The 18,620-nt window shown below is 55.9% G+C and carries 26 protein-coding genes; 20 read left to right on the forward strand and 6 right to left on the reverse strand.

The features are described from left to right. Positions 1-73 precede the first annotated feature (73 nt). The 16 genes from ACQ86N_RS45420 (at position 74) to ACQ86N_RS45495 (ending at position 10,640) form a co-directional block, all read left to right on the forward strand. Positions 74-676 (forward strand): RNA polymerase sigma-70 factor, encoded by a 603-nt coding sequence (locus tag ACQ86N_RS45420; protein WP_431212826.1) that lies wholly within the window; start codon positions 74-76, stop codon positions 674-676. A 50-nt stretch (positions 677-726) separates the two neighbouring features. Beyond that, on the forward strand, positions 727-1,065 hold the full coding sequence (locus ACQ86N_RS45425) for a FecR/PupR family sigma factor regulator (RefSeq protein WP_431212827.1): 339 nt from the start codon (positions 727-729) through the stop codon (positions 1,063-1,065). Further along, positions 999-1,529, forward strand: coding sequence for a FecR family protein (locus ACQ86N_RS45430; protein ID WP_431212828.1), 531 nt, complete (start codon positions 999-1,001; stop codon positions 1,527-1,529). Before ACQ86N_RS45425 ends, ACQ86N_RS45430 begins: the two co-directional genes overlap by 67 nt. After that, positions 1,492-1,743 carry a FecR domain-containing protein gene (locus ACQ86N_RS45435; protein ID WP_431212829.1) on the forward strand — a complete coding sequence of 84 codons (252 nt, stop codon included), beginning with the start codon at positions 1,492-1,494 and terminating at the stop codon, positions 1,741-1,743. Before ACQ86N_RS45430 ends, ACQ86N_RS45435 begins: the two co-directional genes overlap by 38 nt. Beyond that, a complete protein-coding gene (locus tag ACQ86N_RS45440; protein WP_431212830.1) occupies positions 1,740-2,180 on the forward strand; it encodes a hypothetical protein in 441 nt (146 codons plus the stop codon). Before ACQ86N_RS45435 ends, ACQ86N_RS45440 begins: the two co-directional genes overlap by 4 nt. Next, positions 2,153-3,811 carry a TonB-dependent receptor gene (locus ACQ86N_RS45445; RefSeq protein ID WP_431217866.1) on the forward strand — a complete coding sequence of 553 codons (1,659 nt, stop codon included), beginning with the start codon at positions 2,153-2,155 and terminating at the stop codon, positions 3,809-3,811. Before ACQ86N_RS45440 ends, ACQ86N_RS45445 begins: the two co-directional genes overlap by 28 nt. Beyond that, positions 3,753-4,337, forward strand: a complete 585-nt coding sequence (locus ACQ86N_RS45450; protein WP_431212831.1) for a hypothetical protein — start codon at positions 3,753-3,755, stop codon at positions 4,335-4,337. The genes ACQ86N_RS45445 and ACQ86N_RS45450 overlap by 59 nt, the downstream gene beginning before the upstream one ends. Beyond that, positions 4,312-5,403 carry a DUF4249 domain-containing protein gene (locus ACQ86N_RS45455; protein WP_431212832.1) on the forward strand — a complete coding sequence of 364 codons (1,092 nt, stop codon included), beginning with the start codon at positions 4,312-4,314 and terminating at the stop codon, positions 5,401-5,403. The genes ACQ86N_RS45450 and ACQ86N_RS45455 overlap by 26 nt, the downstream gene beginning before the upstream one ends. 172 nt (positions 5,404-5,575) lie before the next feature. Next, positions 5,576-6,184 carry a glycosyltransferase family 2 protein gene (locus tag ACQ86N_RS45460; protein WP_431212833.1) on the forward strand — a complete coding sequence of 203 codons (609 nt, stop codon included), beginning with the start codon at positions 5,576-5,578 and terminating at the stop codon, positions 6,182-6,184. A gap of 31 nt (positions 6,185-6,215) precedes the next feature. Then, positions 6,216-6,344 carry a hypothetical protein gene (locus tag ACQ86N_RS45465; RefSeq protein WP_431212834.1) on the forward strand — a complete coding sequence of 43 codons (129 nt, stop codon included), beginning with the start codon at positions 6,216-6,218 and terminating at the stop codon, positions 6,342-6,344. Further along, positions 6,344-6,493 (forward strand): hypothetical protein, encoded by a 150-nt coding sequence (locus tag ACQ86N_RS45470; protein WP_431212835.1) that lies wholly within the window; start codon positions 6,344-6,346, stop codon positions 6,491-6,493. The genes ACQ86N_RS45465 and ACQ86N_RS45470 overlap by 1 nt, the downstream gene beginning before the upstream one ends. Next, on the forward strand, positions 6,490-6,681 hold the full coding sequence (locus ACQ86N_RS45475; RefSeq protein ID WP_431212836.1) for a hypothetical protein: 192 nt from the start codon (positions 6,490-6,492) through the stop codon (positions 6,679-6,681). Before ACQ86N_RS45470 ends, ACQ86N_RS45475 begins: the two co-directional genes overlap by 4 nt. Beyond that, the gene (locus ACQ86N_RS45480) at positions 6,675-7,232 is read left to right on the forward strand and encodes a polysaccharide deacetylase family protein (RefSeq protein ID WP_431212837.1); all 558 of its coding nucleotides are present in this window, start codon (positions 6,675-6,677) and stop codon (positions 7,230-7,232) included. Before ACQ86N_RS45475 ends, ACQ86N_RS45480 begins: the two co-directional genes overlap by 7 nt. A gap of 131 nt (positions 7,233-7,363) precedes the next feature. After that, a complete protein-coding gene (locus ACQ86N_RS45485) occupies positions 7,364-8,989 on the forward strand; it encodes an AsmA family protein (RefSeq protein WP_431212838.1) in 1,626 nt (541 codons plus the stop codon). Beyond that, entirely contained in the window at positions 8,989-9,981 is a 993-nt protein-coding gene (locus ACQ86N_RS45490) for a hypothetical protein (RefSeq protein ID WP_431212839.1), read from the forward strand. The genes ACQ86N_RS45485 and ACQ86N_RS45490 overlap by 1 nt, the downstream gene beginning before the upstream one ends. Then, on the forward strand, positions 9,978-10,640 hold the full coding sequence (locus ACQ86N_RS45495) for an AsmA-like C-terminal region-containing protein (RefSeq protein WP_431212840.1): 663 nt from the start codon (positions 9,978-9,980) through the stop codon (positions 10,638-10,640). The genes ACQ86N_RS45490 and ACQ86N_RS45495 overlap by 4 nt, the downstream gene beginning before the upstream one ends. A gap of 166 nt (positions 10,641-10,806) precedes the next feature. Here the strand turns inward: ACQ86N_RS45495 and ACQ86N_RS45500 are convergent, their stop codons facing one another. Continuing rightward, positions 10,807-11,700, reverse strand: coding sequence for a redoxin family protein (locus tag ACQ86N_RS45500; RefSeq protein ID WP_431217867.1), 894 nt, complete (start codon positions 11,698-11,700; stop codon positions 10,807-10,809). A 35-nt stretch (positions 11,701-11,735) separates the two neighbouring features. Then, positions 11,736-11,921 (reverse strand): hypothetical protein, encoded by a 186-nt coding sequence (locus tag ACQ86N_RS45505; RefSeq protein WP_431212841.1) that lies wholly within the window; start codon positions 11,919-11,921, stop codon positions 11,736-11,738. A gap of 235 nt (positions 11,922-12,156) precedes the next feature. Here ACQ86N_RS45505 and ACQ86N_RS45510 point away from each other — a divergent pair, with 235 nt between their 5' ends. Both ACQ86N_RS45510 and ACQ86N_RS45515 read left to right on the forward strand, forming a co-directional pair. Further along, positions 12,157-12,615: a hypothetical protein gene (locus ACQ86N_RS45510; RefSeq protein WP_431212842.1), complete on the forward strand. Its 459-nt coding sequence runs from the start codon at positions 12,157-12,159 to the stop codon at positions 12,613-12,615. Continuing rightward, positions 12,563-13,054 carry a sugar phosphate isomerase/epimerase family protein gene (locus ACQ86N_RS45515; protein ID WP_431212843.1) on the forward strand — a complete coding sequence of 164 codons (492 nt, stop codon included), beginning with the start codon at positions 12,563-12,565 and terminating at the stop codon, positions 13,052-13,054. Before ACQ86N_RS45510 ends, ACQ86N_RS45515 begins: the two co-directional genes overlap by 53 nt. A gap of 93 nt (positions 13,055-13,147) precedes the next feature. On the opposite strand, the gene ACQ86N_RS45520 is transcribed toward ACQ86N_RS45515, so the two are convergent. The 4 genes from ACQ86N_RS45520 to ACQ86N_RS45535 form a co-directional block, all read right to left on the reverse strand. Then, entirely contained in the window at positions 13,148-13,903 is a 756-nt protein-coding gene (locus ACQ86N_RS45520; RefSeq protein ID WP_431212844.1) for a triple tyrosine motif-containing protein, read from the reverse strand. Continuing rightward, complete coding sequence (locus ACQ86N_RS45525; protein ID WP_431212845.1) at positions 13,794-14,675, reverse strand: hypothetical protein; 882 nt, start codon at positions 14,673-14,675, stop codon at positions 13,794-13,796. The genes ACQ86N_RS45520 and ACQ86N_RS45525 overlap by 110 nt, the downstream gene beginning before the upstream one ends. Continuing rightward, positions 14,596-15,288: a hypothetical protein gene (locus ACQ86N_RS45530; protein ID WP_431212846.1), complete on the reverse strand. Its 693-nt coding sequence runs from the start codon at positions 15,286-15,288 to the stop codon at positions 14,596-14,598. Before ACQ86N_RS45530 ends, ACQ86N_RS45525 begins: the two co-directional genes overlap by 80 nt. A gap of 107 nt (positions 15,289-15,395) precedes the next feature. After that, positions 15,396-15,980 (reverse strand): hypothetical protein, encoded by a 585-nt coding sequence (locus ACQ86N_RS45535; RefSeq protein WP_431212847.1) that lies wholly within the window; start codon positions 15,978-15,980, stop codon positions 15,396-15,398. Positions 15,981-16,732: 752 nt separating this feature from the next. On the opposite strand from ACQ86N_RS45535, the gene ACQ86N_RS45540 reads away from it, so the two are divergent. Together ACQ86N_RS45540 and ACQ86N_RS45545 are read left to right on the forward strand one after the other, a co-directional pair. After that, positions 16,733-17,761, forward strand: coding sequence for a TolB family protein (locus tag ACQ86N_RS45540; RefSeq protein WP_431212848.1), 1,029 nt, complete (start codon positions 16,733-16,735; stop codon positions 17,759-17,761). 14 nt (positions 17,762-17,775) lie between these two features. Beyond that, positions 17,776-18,603 (forward strand): sugar phosphate isomerase/epimerase family protein, encoded by an 828-nt coding sequence (locus tag ACQ86N_RS45545; RefSeq protein ID WP_431212849.1) that lies wholly within the window; start codon positions 17,776-17,778, stop codon positions 18,601-18,603. Positions 18,604-18,620 lie beyond the last annotated feature (17 nt).

The following is an 18,620-nucleotide window of genomic DNA, read 5'->3' on the forward strand; positions in this document are numbered from 1 at the left end:
TGCGGAGACTTGTACAGATGCTAAAAATAGGAAGATTTTTTTATTTTCCCCTAAATTGCCTGAGCTAAAATTTATGAGCACCGCCGAAACCGAACAATATCATCAGTTTCAAGCCGTCTTCCGTACCTGGTACAGCCCTCTTTGTAACTACGCCGTCACGTTCACCAAAGACCCGGACATCAGCGAGGACATCGTGCAGGACCTGTTCGTCAAGATCTGGGAACAGCGTCGAGGTCTGCTCACGGAAACCTCTATCCGATATTACCTTTTTACCGCCGTTCGGAATAATTGCATCACCTGGCTGCGCCGGGAGAAACAGCAGGCTACTATACCGTTCGCAGACGATCAGGCAAATGACCTGACGGAAGATGCGGGATATGCTGGGGACGCGGTGGAACCAAACTCAGGAAATACAGACGGCCTGCGCGGCACAGGCGGCGCAAGGGACGAAATGGTCATTTTGCAGGAAGGCATCGGTCTGCTGCCGCCGAAATGCCGGGAAGTCTTCCTTCTCAGCCGCTTTAGCCAGCTGAGTTACAAGGAGATAGCCGAGTCGCTGGGCATCTCTCCCAAGACTGTCGAGAACCAGCTGGGCAAGGCTTTGCGGATGTTGAGAGCATATTTGAAGGCGAACGGAGTGGGCCCGGCCTTCTTCCTTTCCCTGATTTTCCCCTGAAGCATAGGGGTAAACCAATTTTTGGCGTATTAAAGATATAACCGTTAAACATGTCAGAAGCGGACTACATACAACTCGTGCTGAAACACCTTGACTCGCAGGCCAGCCCCGCCGAACGGGACGCCCTGCAAATCTGGCTGGAAGCCGACCCGCAGAACCGTCTGGAATACCAGGCGCTGGAAAAGATATGGAGCGACAGCGGACGGACGCTGACCGGCCGCACTTTCGACGTCGAAGCGGCACTGGACAAAGTGCGCCTCCGTCTGACATTCCGGCTCCGCCGGGACCACTGGCTCCCGCCGAAACAGGAAATCCGGCGACAATGGCTCCCGCGGCGGCCCGTATCTTTCCGTGGAAAAGGGCACTGGCCGCAGCCTCCGTCCTCCTGATCGCCGGCTCCGCAGGCTGGTGGTACCTGAACCATACCGGGGCCTCCGGGATCTCCGTCCATGCCGAAACGGCCAATCAGTCCATAACCTTGCCCGACGGCTCCCTTATACACCTCAGAAAAGGCTCGACGCTTTCTTACAACACGGACGACAGAACAGCGGAACTCTCCGGCGAAGCTTATTTTGAACCCAAACCCGACGCAGCCAAACCGTTTCGCCTCCGCACTGAGCGGGCGCTATACCAGGATATCGGAACCTCATTCCTCGTCAACGACCAGCAGAAATCCGACGAGCTGACCGTCATCACCGGCAAGGTAAGATTCTCGGAGAAGACCAATCCGTCCAATAGCCTGATCCTCATAGCCGGCCAGAAGGCCCTGCTGTCAGGCAGCAGCTTTACGACCGTAATGCCGGCCAGCGACCCCAATGTCACTGGCCTGGAAGACCGACGTCCTGGATTTTAAGAACCAGCCTCTCAGCGACGTCGCCGCGGATATCGCCGACTACTACCAGACTGCCATAGTCATCGACCCGGCACTCGCCGAAAAAGCGATGACAACCCGCGTCACCGCCCGTTTTGAACACCAGCCCCTGAAAGAAGTATTGGAGGAGGTACGGTTGATGACAGGGCTTTCTACACGGAAAGAAAAGGATACATTTGTCTTTTACATTCCATGACGCATCTGGTTCGATACTTCCTTTTACTGGGTTTGAATTGTCTGATCATCGCCGAAGGGTATGCGCAAAAAAAGAGCATCCTCTACAGGCCTTTTCATTCCAGTCTGCAAAAAGGGACCATCAGCCAGTTTCTCGACGAGATCAACCGGAAGAGCGGTATAACAGTAGAGTTCGCCTCCATTTCCTTTGAAGAAGACAGGATCATTACCCTCCGCGACGAACCCGTCACGCTGGGCGCCCTGCTCCAGCAAATACTCGAAGGCGAAAAGGTAAAGGCGATCGAGAAGAACGACAAAGTGCTCCTGGTCCCGTCCGCCGCGCCCCTCTCCGGCGAGGCCCTGCTGCCGCAGTATTTTTCTTCGGCATCGTCCGCGAAGAAGGCAGCCTCGAACCGCTGGCGGACGCAACCATCCGCGAACCGTCTTCCCGCAAAGTGACGCTCTCTAACGTACACGGCTATTTCAGCCTTTCACTCCCCGAGGGACACCATGTCCTTGAGATCTCCTATGCCGGCTACCGCACGGAAGTACTCACGCTGGACATCCACTGGGACCAGCGGAAGGACTTTTCGCTTATCGGACGGGAAGACATACCCGAAGTCGTCGTATCCGGCAACCCGCTGCGGGGCGAGCAGCGGATCCTGCCGACCCAGTACGAGGCATATAATAATTTCCTCGGGGAGAACGACGCCCTCCGTTCGCTATACCTGCTGCCCGGCGTCGTCAACGTCACGGATGCCTACAGCGGCCTCCTCGTCCGCGGCGGCGAGCAGGACGGAAATCTCTTTCTCCTCGACGGCAACCCCGTTTTCAATCCCACCCATATGCTGGGCGCGCTCTCGATCGTCAACAAGACGTCCATGCGCAGCATGCAGCTGTTCAAGAGCGATTTCCCTTCCAAATACGGCGGCCGCCTGTCTTCGGTCATCGACGTAACGACAAAGGACGGCAATATGAAGAAATGGGGTGGGGAAGCCAACGTCAATTTTCTCGCGGGCTCATTTACCGTAGAAGGCCCCCTGAAAAAAGACCGTACGGCGATGATGCTTTCCTTCCGGCACAGCATGTTCAACGCGCTCCTGAACATATTCCGCAAAGACTTCTACAACGATTTTTACGACGTCCACCTCCGGGTGACCCATCTGCTGGACAGGAACAACAAGATCATGGCCAACGTCTATGCGGGCGAAGACCGGCTGGACCTGCAGGTCAACGACAACAACCTCAACAACCGCCAGCGCTGGGGCAACAAGATCGCTTCCGTCGGCTGGACCCACCTGCTGGGCAGCAATTCATTTGTCAATACTTCGCTGAACGTCAGCAACTATTATAACCTCGCAGGATATATCTATACGATCTATGACGACTCGACGGGAGTGCCGATCATGAGGCGGAACTTCAGCACCTATTCGTCGATCGCGCAATACAACGCCAAGACCCAGTTCGAAGTAAGGGCTTCCAACGCGATACGGCTGAACTTTGGCGGCGAGGCGGCCTTTACGCGGATCAAGCCCTTCGAAAGCAAGCTGGACTCTTCCATCTCGATCGACCCCGGGGCCTTTCAGTCCTATAATCCGCTGCCATTCCGGGAGTTCACCCTCTATGGCGAAGGCGAATTCAGCATCGGCAGGCGCCTGCTCCTCCGGCCAGGGCTGCACTTCTCCGGCTACGGATTCCGCAACTTCCACTTTAACTCCTATCAGCCACGGCTATTCACTGCATTTAAATTGAAGGAAGGACAGCAGCTCTATTTCTCCTATAACCGGATGATCCAGTACCTGCACCTGCTGACCAACCCTTCGCTGGGTATCAATAGCGACACACTGGGTTCCTTCCACCGGTCACCTGAGCCCCGAAGACAGCTATACCCTCGACCTGGGCTATGCGCTGAAATCCATGAGGAAGTTCTCCTTCACCGCGGGCGCCTACTGGAAGAAGATGAACAATGTTACCAACTACGCCGAAGGGAAGAGCTTTTTCATCAATACGGACTCTTCGTGGGAGCAGAACGTGGAAACGGGCAAGGGCTGGAGCTATGGGCTCGAACTGATGGCGGAAAAATCCACTAAGCGCGTGAACCTGCACGTCGCCTATACACTGTCATGGAACTGGCGGCAGTTCGACCTGATCAACCAGGGCAAGAAATTTCCCTTTAAATACGACCGCCGTCACAACCTCAATATTGCCGTTACCTATAAGGCCGACAAGACAAAAGATATCTCTCTTCTGTGGATGATCGCCTCGGGGGACGTGTTCACGCTGCCGGAAAGGATCTACCCCGACTACGACAACGCGCAGCAGACCTACAGCCCGGACGACGCCCTCCGCGAGTACCGGTTCATCTACCATTTCTCCGGGGTCAACGACTACCGAACCAATCCGTATCATCGTCTCGACCTGGCCGGCACCTGGCATCCCGTCCGAAAGGGCAGACTCGGGCTTGTGCTGTCCGCCGGAGTCTACAACGTTTATGGGGCGCCGGGCCAGTACAGCTATGGGCTGGAAGGAACGCTTCACGAAAAATCTCTGGTCATCGTTATGAAGAATAAATTATTTAATATTACCCCGTATGTCTCGACTACGGTTGACTTTTAGGTGTGGCCGCGCGGCGGGGTTCGACCGGGCCGGCGGCCTCGCGGGTGCGGGGCTGTTGCTTGCCGTGATCCTCTTCTTCACGGCTTGCCGGAAGAGTCCCTATCCCGGCGACCCGGTCAACAACCAGCTGGTGATCCTGACTGAGATATCGGCCGGCGACTCGCTGAAGGTTCCTGTCAGCAAGAGTATTCAGGTGGGCAGCGGCGGCATCATCAGTTTTGAAAAGGTCAGCTCCGCCCATGTCCAGATCTTCCGGGCAGACGGCCGGTCGTGGCTGCTCAAACTGAACACGTCACCGGACTTCGCCAACGACCCTGCATCCATCTATACCGCCCCCCAGCGTCCCCATTCCGGCACCACCTACAGCCTGCAGGTACAGGACCCGCTGTCCGGTACCGTCACCGCACAGACCACCATCCCACCACTGGTCCACCTGACGGGTTTCGACACCAGCAGCGATATGCACGCCGGGACTCCGGTCCTGAACTGCAAATTTACCCTGCTAGACACCCCCGGGGTCGACCATTACTATATTTTCGAAGCCGTAAAACAGCTGGTGAGGATGGGGCATTCATTCGTCTGGAAGGGGATGCGCTACGACTACGCTAAAACCGACGCCCAAAAACTATATCAAACAGTAAAGGACTCGCCCGGGGTTGTGCTCCGGCTGGACACCATTCCCCGGAACACCTTTTTGAGGCTCAATCTCTTCACCGACGACCCCAACGTTGCCAACAGTCAGGTCACCAGCCTCGACAGCCCGTTCCGGCGGATCTTCCTGCCGTCGCGGGTGTTCGGTGCAAGCTATACCACCAGTTTCTCCGTCGATAAAAAGTTCTTTCAGGACCCCACGAATTCCTCCCCCGGGATCGTCCTGGTCATGGTCAAATCCGTCAGCCCCGAGCTGTATAACTACCTGTTCTACTACGAAAAATACAAGCTGGATATAGGATCCGTCCCGACCGGTCAGCTCTACTCCCCGCCCGGCAATATTGTCAATGGCCTTGGCATCTTCGGCAGCAGCAGCAAAAGGCAGTGGTTTTATTATTTTGACCAGCTGAAATAAAACCGCTGACCCAGACGATCCTCCGCCGGCGGGGGCCGAAGTTTCGGCCGCTGACCCCACACGGACCCGCGTCCCCCCAAAAATATTTTTGTCATCCGCCGTAGGGGTAGATACCTGATCGGTGTTTTATCTTTTTAGGCCAGCTAACCTTAAAAACACCCCAACTCAGCGAATGAGTGCAATAGTAAAGGAGATGCCCTCAAGGCATCTCCCTTTTTCAACCCCTACGCCTAAACCGGCGTTTCCGGCCACCGCGCCCAGCATGGCGTCCGATATTGCCGCGCTGAAGCCACCGGCCCTCCGACGCGGCTCCACCCCGCGCCTCAAGCCCGGTGCGACGACAACGCCGGTAAGCGCGGTCATTATCACCCGCAACGAAAGCAGGAACATCCGGCGCACGCTTTCCCGCCTGTACTGGTGTGACGAGATCGTCATACTCGACAGCCACAGCACGGACGAGACGGTCGAGATCTGCCGGGAATTTGGCTGCCGCATCTTTTTCAGGGCTTTTGACGGCTATGGCGCCCAGAAAAGACACGCCGTAGCCCTCGCCAAGAACGACTGGATCCTCTGCGTCGATGCCGACGAGGTCCTGTCCGAGGAGCTGGTGGGGGAGATCATCCAGGAAATGAGGTACGGCCCCCGCTGCGACGCCTACAAACTGCCCATGAACCTAGTATTCCCTGGGCCGGGAATTTCGCTTCGGAAAGGAGAGCCAGCGCCATTTCCTAAGGCTTTTCAACCGGAATATCGGCAATTTCAACGCCGACGCGCTCCATGAAAAGATCGAAGTCGCCGGGAGTATCGGTAAAATGAACCACCGGATCCTGCACTACAGCTATCATAGCCTCCAGCAGTATCTGGAAAAGAGCAACCGGTATACGACGATGGGCGCCGAAGGCGCGGCGAAAAAGGGAAGAAAAAGTCGCTGCTTACCATAATGGTCTGCCTGCCCTTCCATTTTACCCGTTATTTCTTCCTGGAAAGGAATATTCTCAACGGCGCCCAGGGCTTTTATTGGTCGGTGCTGTGTACCATTTCGCATTTTGTAAAATATGTAAAGACCAGGGAAATCCATCTGCAACAATGAGCAAACTACGCATCCTGATGTATCATGGAGTGTCGGCGGACGGCAAACGGGATGGACTCACCGTCGATACGGACCAGCTGGAACAGCATTTCCACTACCTCTGGTCCAACGGCTATACGCCCCTGCTGTTCAGCGAACTCATCGCCTGCCACGCACAAAAAAAGGCCTCCCCGACAAGGCGGTGCTGATCACCTTTGACGACGGATTCCTCAATAATTACGAGCATGCCTACCCACTGGCACTAAAATATCGGCTAAAGCTGAATTTCTTCCTGGTCCCCTCCTTCATCAGACGGGGCTCCTATCGAGAAGAACCCTGTCTCTCAGCGGCAGACCTCCGCAAGATGGACCCTGCCGTTGCAGAGTACGGCCTGCATTCTATGGACCACGAAGGATATGACGTATTACAACCCGCGGAAATAGCAGCGGATATCGATAACTGTATGACCGCCCTCGAAGAGATGGGCGTTCCTTTCCAGCCCGTTCTCGCATACCCCTACGGCGCCTGGCCACGGAAAGTTCTCCAGGAGTCCCGGTTCTTCGAGATCCTTGAGGAACAGGGCATCAGACTCGCTTTCCGCATCGGCAACCGCATCAACCGGTTCCCGCTGTCCAACCGGTTCCTGCTGCAGCGGATAGACGTGAGAGGGGACGAGCCCTTCAATAGTTTTCGTCTGGCGCTGGCCTACGGCAAGAAATCGACCTCCTGGCTTTCGCCGCTGCTGCGCGCCCTTCCGTAGCGAAGGCGCGGCGCCGAAACGCCCCGCTCCCCCGGACGCCCCGCTCCCCCGGACGCCCGCGGCCCCGGCCGGTTTGCATCCCCAAAATATAGTAGTACTTTTGAGGTAAATATTTCCTCTTAAAGGCAATTATGAAGCGGAGCAACTCGCGGAGCGCGTCACGGATTATATGGAAGATTCTGAAGATCACTGGTATAACCGCCGGAAGTCTCGTCCTTTTGCTCTTTTTGCTGCCCTATATCTTCCCCCGCTTCGTCTCCAACAAGATCCGCCAGTGGGCGCGTCACAGCGTCAAAACGGAACTTCACTTCTCTGCCGCCCGCCTATCTTTCTTCCGCCACTTCCCGGCCCTGACCCTCACGCTCTATAACGTTCGCCTCGGCGGCTCGGCTCCCTTCGAAAAGGAACAGCTGATCAAAGCCAACGAGATCTCGCTCGGGGTCGACCTCCGCAGCGTCTTCTCAGAAGTGACGATCGACAAGATCTACCTGACCGACGCCGCCATCAATATCCGCGTAGACTCCACCGGGCGGCCCAACTATAATATATATGCGTCGAAGCCGAAAAATAAACCCGTCAGCGAGGCCGACTCCGGCAGCGCATCGCTCAAAATTCAGGAGATCATCTTCGAAAGGAGCAGTCTTGTATACGACGACCAGTCCCTCGCCCTCCTGATCAGGGCCCGCGGCCTCGACTATACCGGCAACGGCGACCTTTCCAAAGACGTGTTCGACCTGCACACGCATATGCAGATCGACTCGATGGACCTCGCCTATGAGAAAGTCGCCTACTTCGCCAACAAAAAGATCAACGCAGACCTCATCACCAAGATCAACACCAGCTCGCTGGCCTTCCTTTTCGAAAGAAACGAACTGCTGATCAATCAGCTGCCTGTCACCGTCACCGGCCAGTTCTCCTTCCTCAGGGAGGGCTACGACATGAACTTCGCGCTGAAGAGTACGAACTCCAACCTTCACGACATCTTTACGGCCCTGCCTCCCGACATGGTGACCTGGCTGAGCAAGACCGAACTCGAAGGCACCGGGGATATCGACGCCTCCCTCAACGGTAAATATATCGCGTCGACCAATACCATGCCCGACCTCAACCTGAATATGAAGGTCCGCAACGGGTATGTCTCTTACGACAGGGCTCCCATAGCGATAAGCAATCTCTACGTCAATTTCGGGACCCGTATCCCGGGCCTCAACCCGGATAGCCTGAGGCTGACCGTCGACTCCATCTTCTTCAACGTCGGGAAGGACTTCTTCACCGCCACCCTGCGTGTCAACGGCCTGAAGTCGCCGGTCGTGGATATTCGCGCCCGCTCGGAAATGGACCTCGAAAAATGGCACCGCGCAATGGGGCTCCAGTCACTGGATCTCAAGGGGCGCTACCGGCTGGACCTGTCGGCTAAAGGTCAGTACGCTACGCGGGTGGTCAGAACGGAGACCCTTCGGAAAGTCAAACTCGATACGGTGATCTCGAGCGTTCCCGTGTTCTCGTTGACGTCCTCCCTGCGCAACGGTTACCTGAAATACGCTTCCCGGCCGGAGGCCATCACCAATATCAGTTTTGACCTCGACGCCTTCTGCCCGAGCTCCGACTATCACGATGCCTTCGTAAACCTGCAGAACCTCAACGCCAATGTGCTGAGCAGCTCGATAAAAGGCTTCTTCCGTCTGGGCAACGCCCGCGATTTCCCCGTCGAAGCCAGCCTGGAAACGGTGTTTCACCTCCCGGATATCAAAAAGTAGTGCCGCTCGACAGCCTGGACCTGGCCGGCGATCTGTCAGTACATATAAAGACGAAGGGCAATTTCCTGCCCTCCAAACAAAAATTCCCCGTTACGGAGGCCGACCTCAGACTGGACAACGGCAGCATACAAACGAAATATTACCCCCATCCCCTGGAGAAGATCCAGGTCGCGGCCCGCATCACCAGCCGCAACGGTTCGATGAAGGACCTGGGCATAGCCCTGACACCCGTTTCTTTCATGTTTGAAGGACAGCCTTTTACCATGAAGGCGGACCTGCAGAACTTCTCCAACCTGCGCTATAGCATCGTCTCCCGCGGGACCCTCGATCTGGGCAGGATCGTAAAGGTATTCGCCCTGACCGACTATACGATCAGCGGCCTGGTGGATACCCGTCTCTCGCTGCGCGGTCTGCAAAGCGACGCAACCCAGGGTCACTACGACCGGCTTTTTAACGAGGGGAGTCTGAAAGTAAAGGACCTGCAGGTCAGCTCTGAACTTTTCCCGCTGCCTTTCATGATACATACGGGCTTATTCCGGTTCAATCAGGATAAGATGTGGTTTGATGCTTTCGACGCCAGCTATGGCAGGAGCCGGTTTGCGCTGAACGGCTGGCTCTCGGACGTCATCGGCTATATGTCGGATAAAAAGCAGCCGCTGAAAGGAAGTTTCGACCTCACCAGTGACTATATTCTCGCAGACCAGCTGATGGCTTTTGCCGGGACGTCGACTCCCGCGAAACCCGCGGCCACCGGGGGAGCCGTGACCAGCGGGCCCACCGCCGGACCTACCACGACCTCCACCAAAACTCCGGCCCAAAAGGCGTCATCATCGTCCCTTCCGATCTCGACATCGCCTTCCACGCAAGAGTCAAAAGGATCGAATACAACGGCCTCAACATCGATAGCTTCGCGGGCGGCGTCAGCATCGATACGGGCGTCGTTCGCCTCGACACCACCAGCTTTAGGCTCGCCGGCGCGCCGGTCCAGATGAACGCGTCCTATGCGAGTATCACTCCCCGGAGCGCGCGCTTCGACTATCATATCCAGGCGAAGGACTTCGACGTCCAGCGCGCTTATAAAGAGGTGAAGATCTTCCACGACCTCGCGAGCTCCGCGTCAAAGGCTCAGGGCATCATCTCCCTCGACTATAATCTCGGAGGCAGGCTCGACGGGAATATGTTCCCCTTGTACCCCTCTCTGAAAGGAGGTGGCACCATCTCGGTCAGTAAGGTAAAAGTAAAAGGCCTTCGGCTATTCAGCGAGGTGAGCAAGGAGACCAATAAGGACGTCTCCGACCCCGACCTGTCCAAAGTCGATATCAAGTCCACGATCAACAACAATATCATTACGATCGAGCGCACCCGCATGAAGGTGTCGGGCTTCCGTCTGCGTATCGAGGGGCAGTCCAGCTTTAGCGGCCAGCTCAACCTCCATTTCAGGGTCGGCCTGCCTCCCTTCGGTATCATCGGCATTCCGGTTACCGTCATCGGGACACAGGATAAGCCCGTCATAAAAGTTCGGCGGGCCCGCGGCTCGGACGCGCTGGAAGAGGACAAGGACGACGACGAGGGGAAGGACGCTCAGCCGACGGCACCCGGCCAAACGGCGGACTCCAGCAGGAACGCGAAACCCGCGGGCGGCAACCCGTGAACCGAAGGGGGGCCGCGATCAACCCGTGAACCCCGTGAACCGGAGGGGGGGCCCCGATCAACCCGTGAACCCCGTGAACCGGAGGGGGGCCCCGATCAACCCGTGAACCCCGTGAACCGGAGGGGGGCCGCGATCAACCCGTGAACCCCGTGAACCACGGAATCCCCTAATAATACCTCCCGATCACCGGGTCATCCACGATCAGCTTCTTCAGCGCGGCGGCATCCACCGGCCCTTCCTTCGCATACACCACTTTCCCGCCGGGCTCGACCAGCAGCGTATAAGGCAGCGCCCCCTGCCATTTCGGGTCGATCGCCTCGATCAGCTTGTACTTGTCGTCGATATTGAAGATATAATTGATATTCGAGGCTTGTGATTTTTGAAGGAACTGCAGGGCCTTTGCCCGCTTGGCAGGCTCGTCGGCACTGATGCTGATAAATTCAAAATCCCTTCTGCGGTACATCCGGTTGATGTCGACCAGGTCGGGGAACTCGGCGACACAGGGGCCGCACCAGGTAGCCCAAACGTTGATCAGCCGCAACTTGTCCGAGCCGTTTTTGACCAGGTCCCTGATCCCATCGGCCGTAATGGTGTCCATCTTCACCGGCTCCTTCGCCCATTCCTGTTTCGCCTTTTCGATCCAGTCGCTTTTCTCCGCCCATTTGATCGAACACCCGAAGACCTTGGTGGTCTTTACAGGAGGCTCCTTGCCGGCCAGCAGCGCCTCGATGGCATTGCGCGTATCCAGCGTCGAAGGCGTCTTGCCCGGTTTTTCCACGTCGTCGACCCTGCCGGAATAACGCAGCTTCCGATCTTTGTCGAAAATGAAAACGTGCGGCGTGGCAATAGGGCCATACTTCTTCGCCACCTCCTCGGTCTTGCCGTCATAGAGATACGGGAAGTTGTAGTGCTTCTCCGCGGCCCGGCGCTTCATCTCTTCGAAACTGTCGCCCATGTCGGTATACCCCAGCTCGTCCAGCCGGATCGACGTGGGATCATTGGGCATGATGGCCACGACGGCCACGCCCTTGCTCCGATAGTCCGAGGTCAGCCGGATCAGCCGGTCCTCATAGGCCTGCGCCGTAGGGCAAGTGGTTACAGGTAAAAACGATCACCAGGACGCGGGCGTTCTTTGAAGGAAGAAAGAGTGTATTCTTTCCCGTCTGTGGCGGGAAGAGTAAAACCCGGCGCGGCAGACCCGATCGGCAGGGTCGGATGGTCTTCTCCCGCGCGGGCAATGAGCGAAGCGATCACCAGTAAGAGAAAGGCGCAATACTTCATATGGCGGCGTATTTATCGAAAGTTACAAATTTTAACGGCGTCATTTCCCGCCGAATCGCTAAATTGAAGGTCCTGATGTAGCGGTGTTGAGGTGGACGAACACACAAGGGCAACATGAAGTAGTAATGATGTAGTCCGCAAACCGAAGCTAACTGTCAGGAAGACGTAAATTACGCGCGTAACGAATTGTTCCATATGGGTCGCCCCGGCGGGCCCGCTAAAAAAACACACTCACATGCACACAAGAAGGTCTTTTCTAAAAACCACAGCAGTCTACTCCGCCGGCATCCTTGCCGCACCCTCGGTGCTCGCCGCCGGCAGGCCGGCAAAGCCAACTATCGGCCTCCAGCTCTATACCGTCCGGGACGCGATGGCCAAAGACCCAAAGGGCACTCTGGCGAAGGTCGCCGAAATAGGCTTTAACTCCCCGGAAGGCGCCACCTACACCGGCACGGAAACTTTCTACGGAATGGACCCAAAGACCTTCGGCGCAGTCCTCAAAAGCAATAGCCTCGTCATGCGCAGCTGCCACTACCGCCTCGGCGAAGACGGCTCGGGCCTGACCGACCCCAACAAGGGAACCGTACTCCACGACTGGGACAAGGCCGTTGCCGACGCACACGCCCTTTGGCATCCAGTACATGGTCTGCGCCTGGCTCTCCCCAAAAGAACGCCTCGGCCTCGACCACTATAAGAAAATGGCCGCAGACTTCAACACCGCCGGCGAGAAATGCAAAAAGGCAGGTATCCAGTTCTGCTACCACAACCACGATTTCGAATTTGACAAACAGGATGATAAATATCCCTACGACGTCCTGCTGGATAACACCGACCACAACCTGGTAAAAATGGAGATGGACCTCTACTGGGTGACCAAGGCCGGCCAGGACCCGATCAAACTGTTCAACCAGCACCCCGGCCGCTTCCCGCTGTGGCACCTGAAGGATATGGACAACACCCCGGCCCACGCCTTTACCGAGGTAGGCAACGGAACCATCGACTTCAAAAAGATCTTCGCCAACAGGGAAAAATCCGGCATGAAGTATTTCTTCGTCGAACAGGACAAATGCCCGGGCTCCCCCTTCGACAGCATCACGAAGAGTATCACGTATATTAAGAAAAATCTGGTGTAGACATCGGCGGAACAGCCGCGGTCCCATTCGTGGCTGAGCCTTTCGCGTGCAGCTCCAGCAGGAAATCAAAGAGGTTGGTCTCGGTCGCTATCTTCAGCTTTTTACGCAGACGGTAGCGACTGATCTCCACCCCCGCGTGGAGATATTCTCCAGCTGTGCGATCTCCTTGCTCGAAAGGTTCATCCGCAAGTACGCGCAGAGCTTCATTTCGTGCGCGCTCAGTGACGGGTAAGCACTCTTCAGGATCCGTAGGAAATCGCTGTGCACCTTGTCGAAATGCACGGCGAACTGCTCCCAGTCCTTGTCCATCTTGTTCTCCTCCTCGAGGATGCGCAGCATTTTTTTGAACTCATCCGTCGTCGAGCCTTCGCCATTGCCATTCCCCGCCTTCTTCAGCCGCACCAGCTCATCCCGGATATTGCTCAGTAACTCGCCCTTCTGCACCAGATGCATTGCCGCGGACGCCAGCTCGGTATTCTTGTGCTCGATCTCCGACTCGAGATTCTCGTTCTTTAACTTGACGATCTCCTTCTCGGATTTCTCCAGCTCCAGCTGGTGAAGATACTGCAGCCGTTTCTGCTCTTCCTCGTGCCGCCGCTGCTGCCGGCGGAAGATCCGGCGCTGCCAGCGATAGAGCAGATAGACCAGCGCCGCGAACAATAATACGTACAGCCCATAGGCCCATCCCGTCTGATACCAGGGCGGCAGTATGCTGAAACTATAGCTGCACACCGCCGACTCATTCCCCAGATTGCTCTTCGACCTGACCTGGAAGACATAGTTGCCCGCGGGGAGGTTGGTGTATTCTTTCTCCGTCTTCTTCTGTCCAGGCCGACCAGTCTTTGTCAAATCCCTTCAGGCAATAGCTGTAGGTGATGCTGTTCTGCGCGGAGTATAAAGGCGAGGTATATTCGAACTGAATTCCGCTGAACCTGCTGGGAACGCTGCGCACCGCCCAGGACGGCTGCTCCAGCGTGTCACTCACGTCGCCGTAATAACCGGCAAACAGCAGGCTGTCATTCTTGCCGAGGGCATGGACGCTCCTCATCTGAACCTGCAGCTGGTAGCGGTTCTTCTTGTATTCTTCGTAGTTGATATGGTAAAACCCTTTCTCCGCCCCGACAAAGACATTCGATTTATTATAGGGATAGATATGCTCATAGTCCGCCACCATCTTCCCGCTGAGTTCGGGGAAATAGATGGTCTCCGGCCTGGCGCCCGAAAAATCCAGAACCCCCAGTCCGTCGTCTTCGATAAACCAGATATTGCCAGCCCCGTCTTCCTTCATGTGCCGGATATTCCTTTCCCCGAAAAGACTCTTAAAATAGGGAGAAAGCTCAAATCCGTCCGTCTTCGGATTGTACTCATAGACCCCCTTCTCGGTTGTAACGACGATATGGTTCTTGATCCGGAAAAGATGGTTCCTCAGATTGGAGGGAAGGCCGTTGCGGTCGTTATAGTATCGGATCTTCGGATGCGCGGTGTCGTTCATGTCGATCCGGTAGACGCCCCGGTAGGGGTGCGCTACCCAGACGGTATTGTTATTGTCGATGGCCATGAACTGCGACCAGTGCCGAATAGCCCGGCAGCGTCTTCTCGAGCGTGAAACGGCCGTCCGCATACCGGATCAGGTCGAGCCCCACCGCACTTCCTCCGATGACCAGCGACGAAGGCAGGACATTTGAAAAAGGCAGAAAGGTCCAGTGCGAGGAATGCTCGTTTATCGGTATCAGCTGGTCATTCCTGATCTGATAGGCCCCGTCGTGGTGACCCAGCAGCAGGTCCCCGTTGATCTCCGACAGCTCGAAGGTCGAGCCCTTGGTATTCGGGACGGACCTGAACTCCCCCCGCAGCATGCTGAGGTCGCCGACATCCTCCACCGGCAGGCTATAAAGCCCGTTGGAGGTCCCCACGAACAACTCCTTATTATATATTATAGAGGTATAGCCGTAGCCCTCGTTCATCTTCTCCGGGTAGATATGCTTTATGGAATTGTTATAGGCGATAAGATCGATCCCGTTGTCCAGCCCCATCCAGAGATTCTTGCTCTTGTCCACGAACAGCATCAGGATATTGTTATTCTGCAGCCCCTCCTTCCGGGAAAGGTTCTGGATGACCTCTCCTTTTTGTTGACGATATAGGTACCCTCGAGATTGGTCCCGATCGCCAGCCAGTCCTTGTTGACGGGTATCGCGGTGAGGACCCGCTGGTTCAAAAAGGGTTGGGTCCGGCAAAATGGAAAGGACTGACCGTATTCCCGGTCAAAACATAAAAGCCCGTATTCACCGTCCCCAGGAAACTGCTGTCCTTGCCGATGGAGAACAGACAGGTCGCCAGGTAATTAGCCGGCAGCGTTCCCGAGCTGATAAAGGGCGCTCCAGAGACCATTTCGGAATTCCAGCAGGCCGTTCTTTCCGTCCTGCGCCACCAGCTGGCTATTGCTTTCTCCCAGGAACAGCCATTCCGAGGCCGCGGGATAGACGGTGATCGTCTTATTACTGAGCTGGAAGATCTTCTCCCGGCAGAGAAAGAAGACGTCTCCGCCATAGGGCACGACGAACCAGATGTCTGAAAAGGCATAGTCTTTCTCGGCGAGCAGGCTCTTGAGGGAGGTAAAGACCAGTTTGCCCGTCCTGTCCGGGGAAAAATAGCCAAAATCGTCCTGGGCCCCGACATAAATGCGGTTGTCCTTCCCGATCGCCACAGACCTGACCACCGTCCGGGAAGGAACGGGATAACACCTCCAGTAATTCCCGTCAAAACTCAGGAGCCCCTCATAGTTGGCGAAATACATGACTCCGTTACAGTCCTGGGCAACTCCTCGGTTCTGGGTGCCCGCATTGTATACGTCACGCGGATAGTTGATGATATCGGGGATCCCAATGGTATTCTGAGCGGCGCATTTCGCGGTCAGGATCACCCCCAAAAAGGTCCATATAAGCGGTCTGTTTAAAAACATGTGGCGGTCACAATCGGATTCACTTAAAGATAGATTATTTTTGAACTTCAGTTTGGAGAAAGAAGTAGCTCAATTATGCCTTAGTGGTATTTGATGTAGCGTTGTTGAGGCGAAAATCCCCATCTTAAAGCGACTCTGGCCGGCGTGATGTAGTGTTGATGTAGTCAAAAACTGGCGATTTGAGCAACCGGCCTATAAATTTGTCGTGGTAAATGCAAACCAAATGATACTCAAAAAAACTAACGTTTTGCTACTGCTTTTCACGCTCCTTAGTTTCTCTTTTTCCCTGTCCGCCCAAAACCTCGGCATCTTCGAGGGACACGGGGACGTAGGCACCAATGTAAAGCCCGGATCGGCCACTTTTATTCCCGGGACCGGCCAGTACGTCATCACCGGAGCCGGCTATAATGTCTGGGCCGATCACGACGAGTTTCAGTACGTCTGGAAAAAGATGAAGGGAGATTTTATCCTCTACACCCGGGCGGAGTTCCCGGGCACCTGGGTCAACTACCACAGAAAAGTGGGTTGGATGATCCGCAAGAGCCTCGACGGCAATTCGGCCCATGTCAATGCCGTTGAACACGGAGACGGCCTGACCTCCCTGCAGTTCCGCCGCACAGCAGGAGCTCAGACCGAGGAGCACAAGCTCAAAATGACCAAAGCCAATATCCTCCAGCTCGAGCGGAAAGGGAATCAATATATTATGCGTGCGGCCATTTATGGTGACACCTTTATCACCGACACCATCGCCGGCGTCGACCTGGGCGACAGAAGTTTATGTAGGCCTGTTCGTCGGGTCGCACAACTCCGACGTCCTCGAGACAGGGGTATTCAGCAATGTCTCCATCACCGTCCCCTTCAAAGGTGAGGCCGACCAGCGGACCCCAATGACCCTCGGCAGCAACCTCGAACTGCTGGAGGTCGCCTCCGGACAGCGCGAGACCATTTACAAGGTCCCCTATTCCATACAGGCCCCCAACTGGACGCCCGACGGCAAAAGCCTGATCTATAACGATTCCAAAGGCACCATCTTCCGGATGGACCTCGCCAGCCGCACGCCTTCGCCGGTCAATACGGGCAGCGTCACCAGCAATAACAACGACCACGTCATTTCCTTCGACGGCAAGATGCTTGGCCTGAGCAATTTTGTCCGCGACCTGGGGGGCTCGATCATCTATACCGTCCCCATCGGCGGCGGAACACCCAAACAGATCACGCCAAAAGGACCTTCCTATCTGCACGGCTGGTCGCCCGACGGGAAGGACCTCGTCTTCTGTGGCGAACGCAACGGCGAATTCGACGTCTACAAAGTTCCGGCCACGGGCGGAAAAGAGATCCGGCTCACCACGACACAGGGGCTGGATGACGGTCCCGAGTATTCGCCCGACGGACAGTATATCTATTTCAATTCCGTTCGTTCCGGTCTGATGCAGATCTGGCGGATGAAACCCGACGGCAGCGGACAGGAGCAGGTGACCAGCGACGACTACAACAACTGGTTCGCCCATATCTCCCCCGACGGGAAATGGTTTGTCTACCTGTCCTTCCTGAAAGAAGAGACCCCGGCCGGCATCCACCCGCCCTATAAGCACGTCTATATCCGGCTGCTGCCGATCGACGGCAAGGGCACGCCAAAAGTGCTGGCCTATGTATATGGCGGACAGGGATCGATAAATACTCCGTCCTGGTCACCCGATGGGAAGAGGATCGCGTTCATCAGCAACAGCGACATGAGCGCTAACCAGTAACTAACGAACTGCATATGAAAAGAAAAGAATTTCTCAGGGCGACAGCCCTTGCTACCGCGGGCATGGCACTCACGCCGGGTCTGGTCCGTGCATATAAGAACTACCGGAAAGTAAAGAACATCGGTATACAACTATATACCGTCAGGGCCGAAATGCTCGCGGACCCAAAAGCAACGCTCGTGCAACTGGCACAGATCGGGTTTAAGAACCTCGAGTCGGCCCGCAGCGAGAAAGGCAATTATTATGGCCTCAGCCCAAAAGAGATCCGGACGATCTGCAGCGACAACGGCATGCGCCTCCTCAGCGGCCATATCCACGTCGACAAGGACTGGCAGCGGTCGATAGAACAGGCCGTCGAATCGGGTCAGGAATACATCATCTCCGCCGTCCTGCCTTCGCCGGGACAGACGGTCGAACACTATCAGGCGTCAGCCGAGGCCTTCAACAAGCTCGGCGAAGAGTGCAAAAAGGCCGGCCTTCATTTCGGCTATCACAACCACGACTCGGAGTTTGAGACCGTCAGCGGGCAGATCCTTTATGACGTATTGCTCAGGCACACCGATCCCAAACTCGTCACGATGGAGATGGACCTGGGCTGGGTAGTGGCAGCCGGCCATGATCCGCTGGACTATTTCAGGCAGCACCCGGGACGTTTCCCGCTGTGGCACCTCAAGGATATGGACAAGACCCGCAGGAAAAGCACGGAATTCGGAAAAGGAGAGGTCAATATCAGGGGATTGCTGGAGCACGCCGGGCAGGCCGGCATGAAGCATTTTTCCTCGAACAGGAAGAGTATGCCCATTCGGCTTTTGAAAGCATCCGCACTGACTATGAATACTTAACAAAGCTCGATTATTAA

The organism is Puia sp. P3, from assembly GCF_050632245.1.
Classification (GTDB): Bacteria; Bacteroidota; Bacteroidia; order Chitinophagales; family Chitinophagaceae; genus Puia.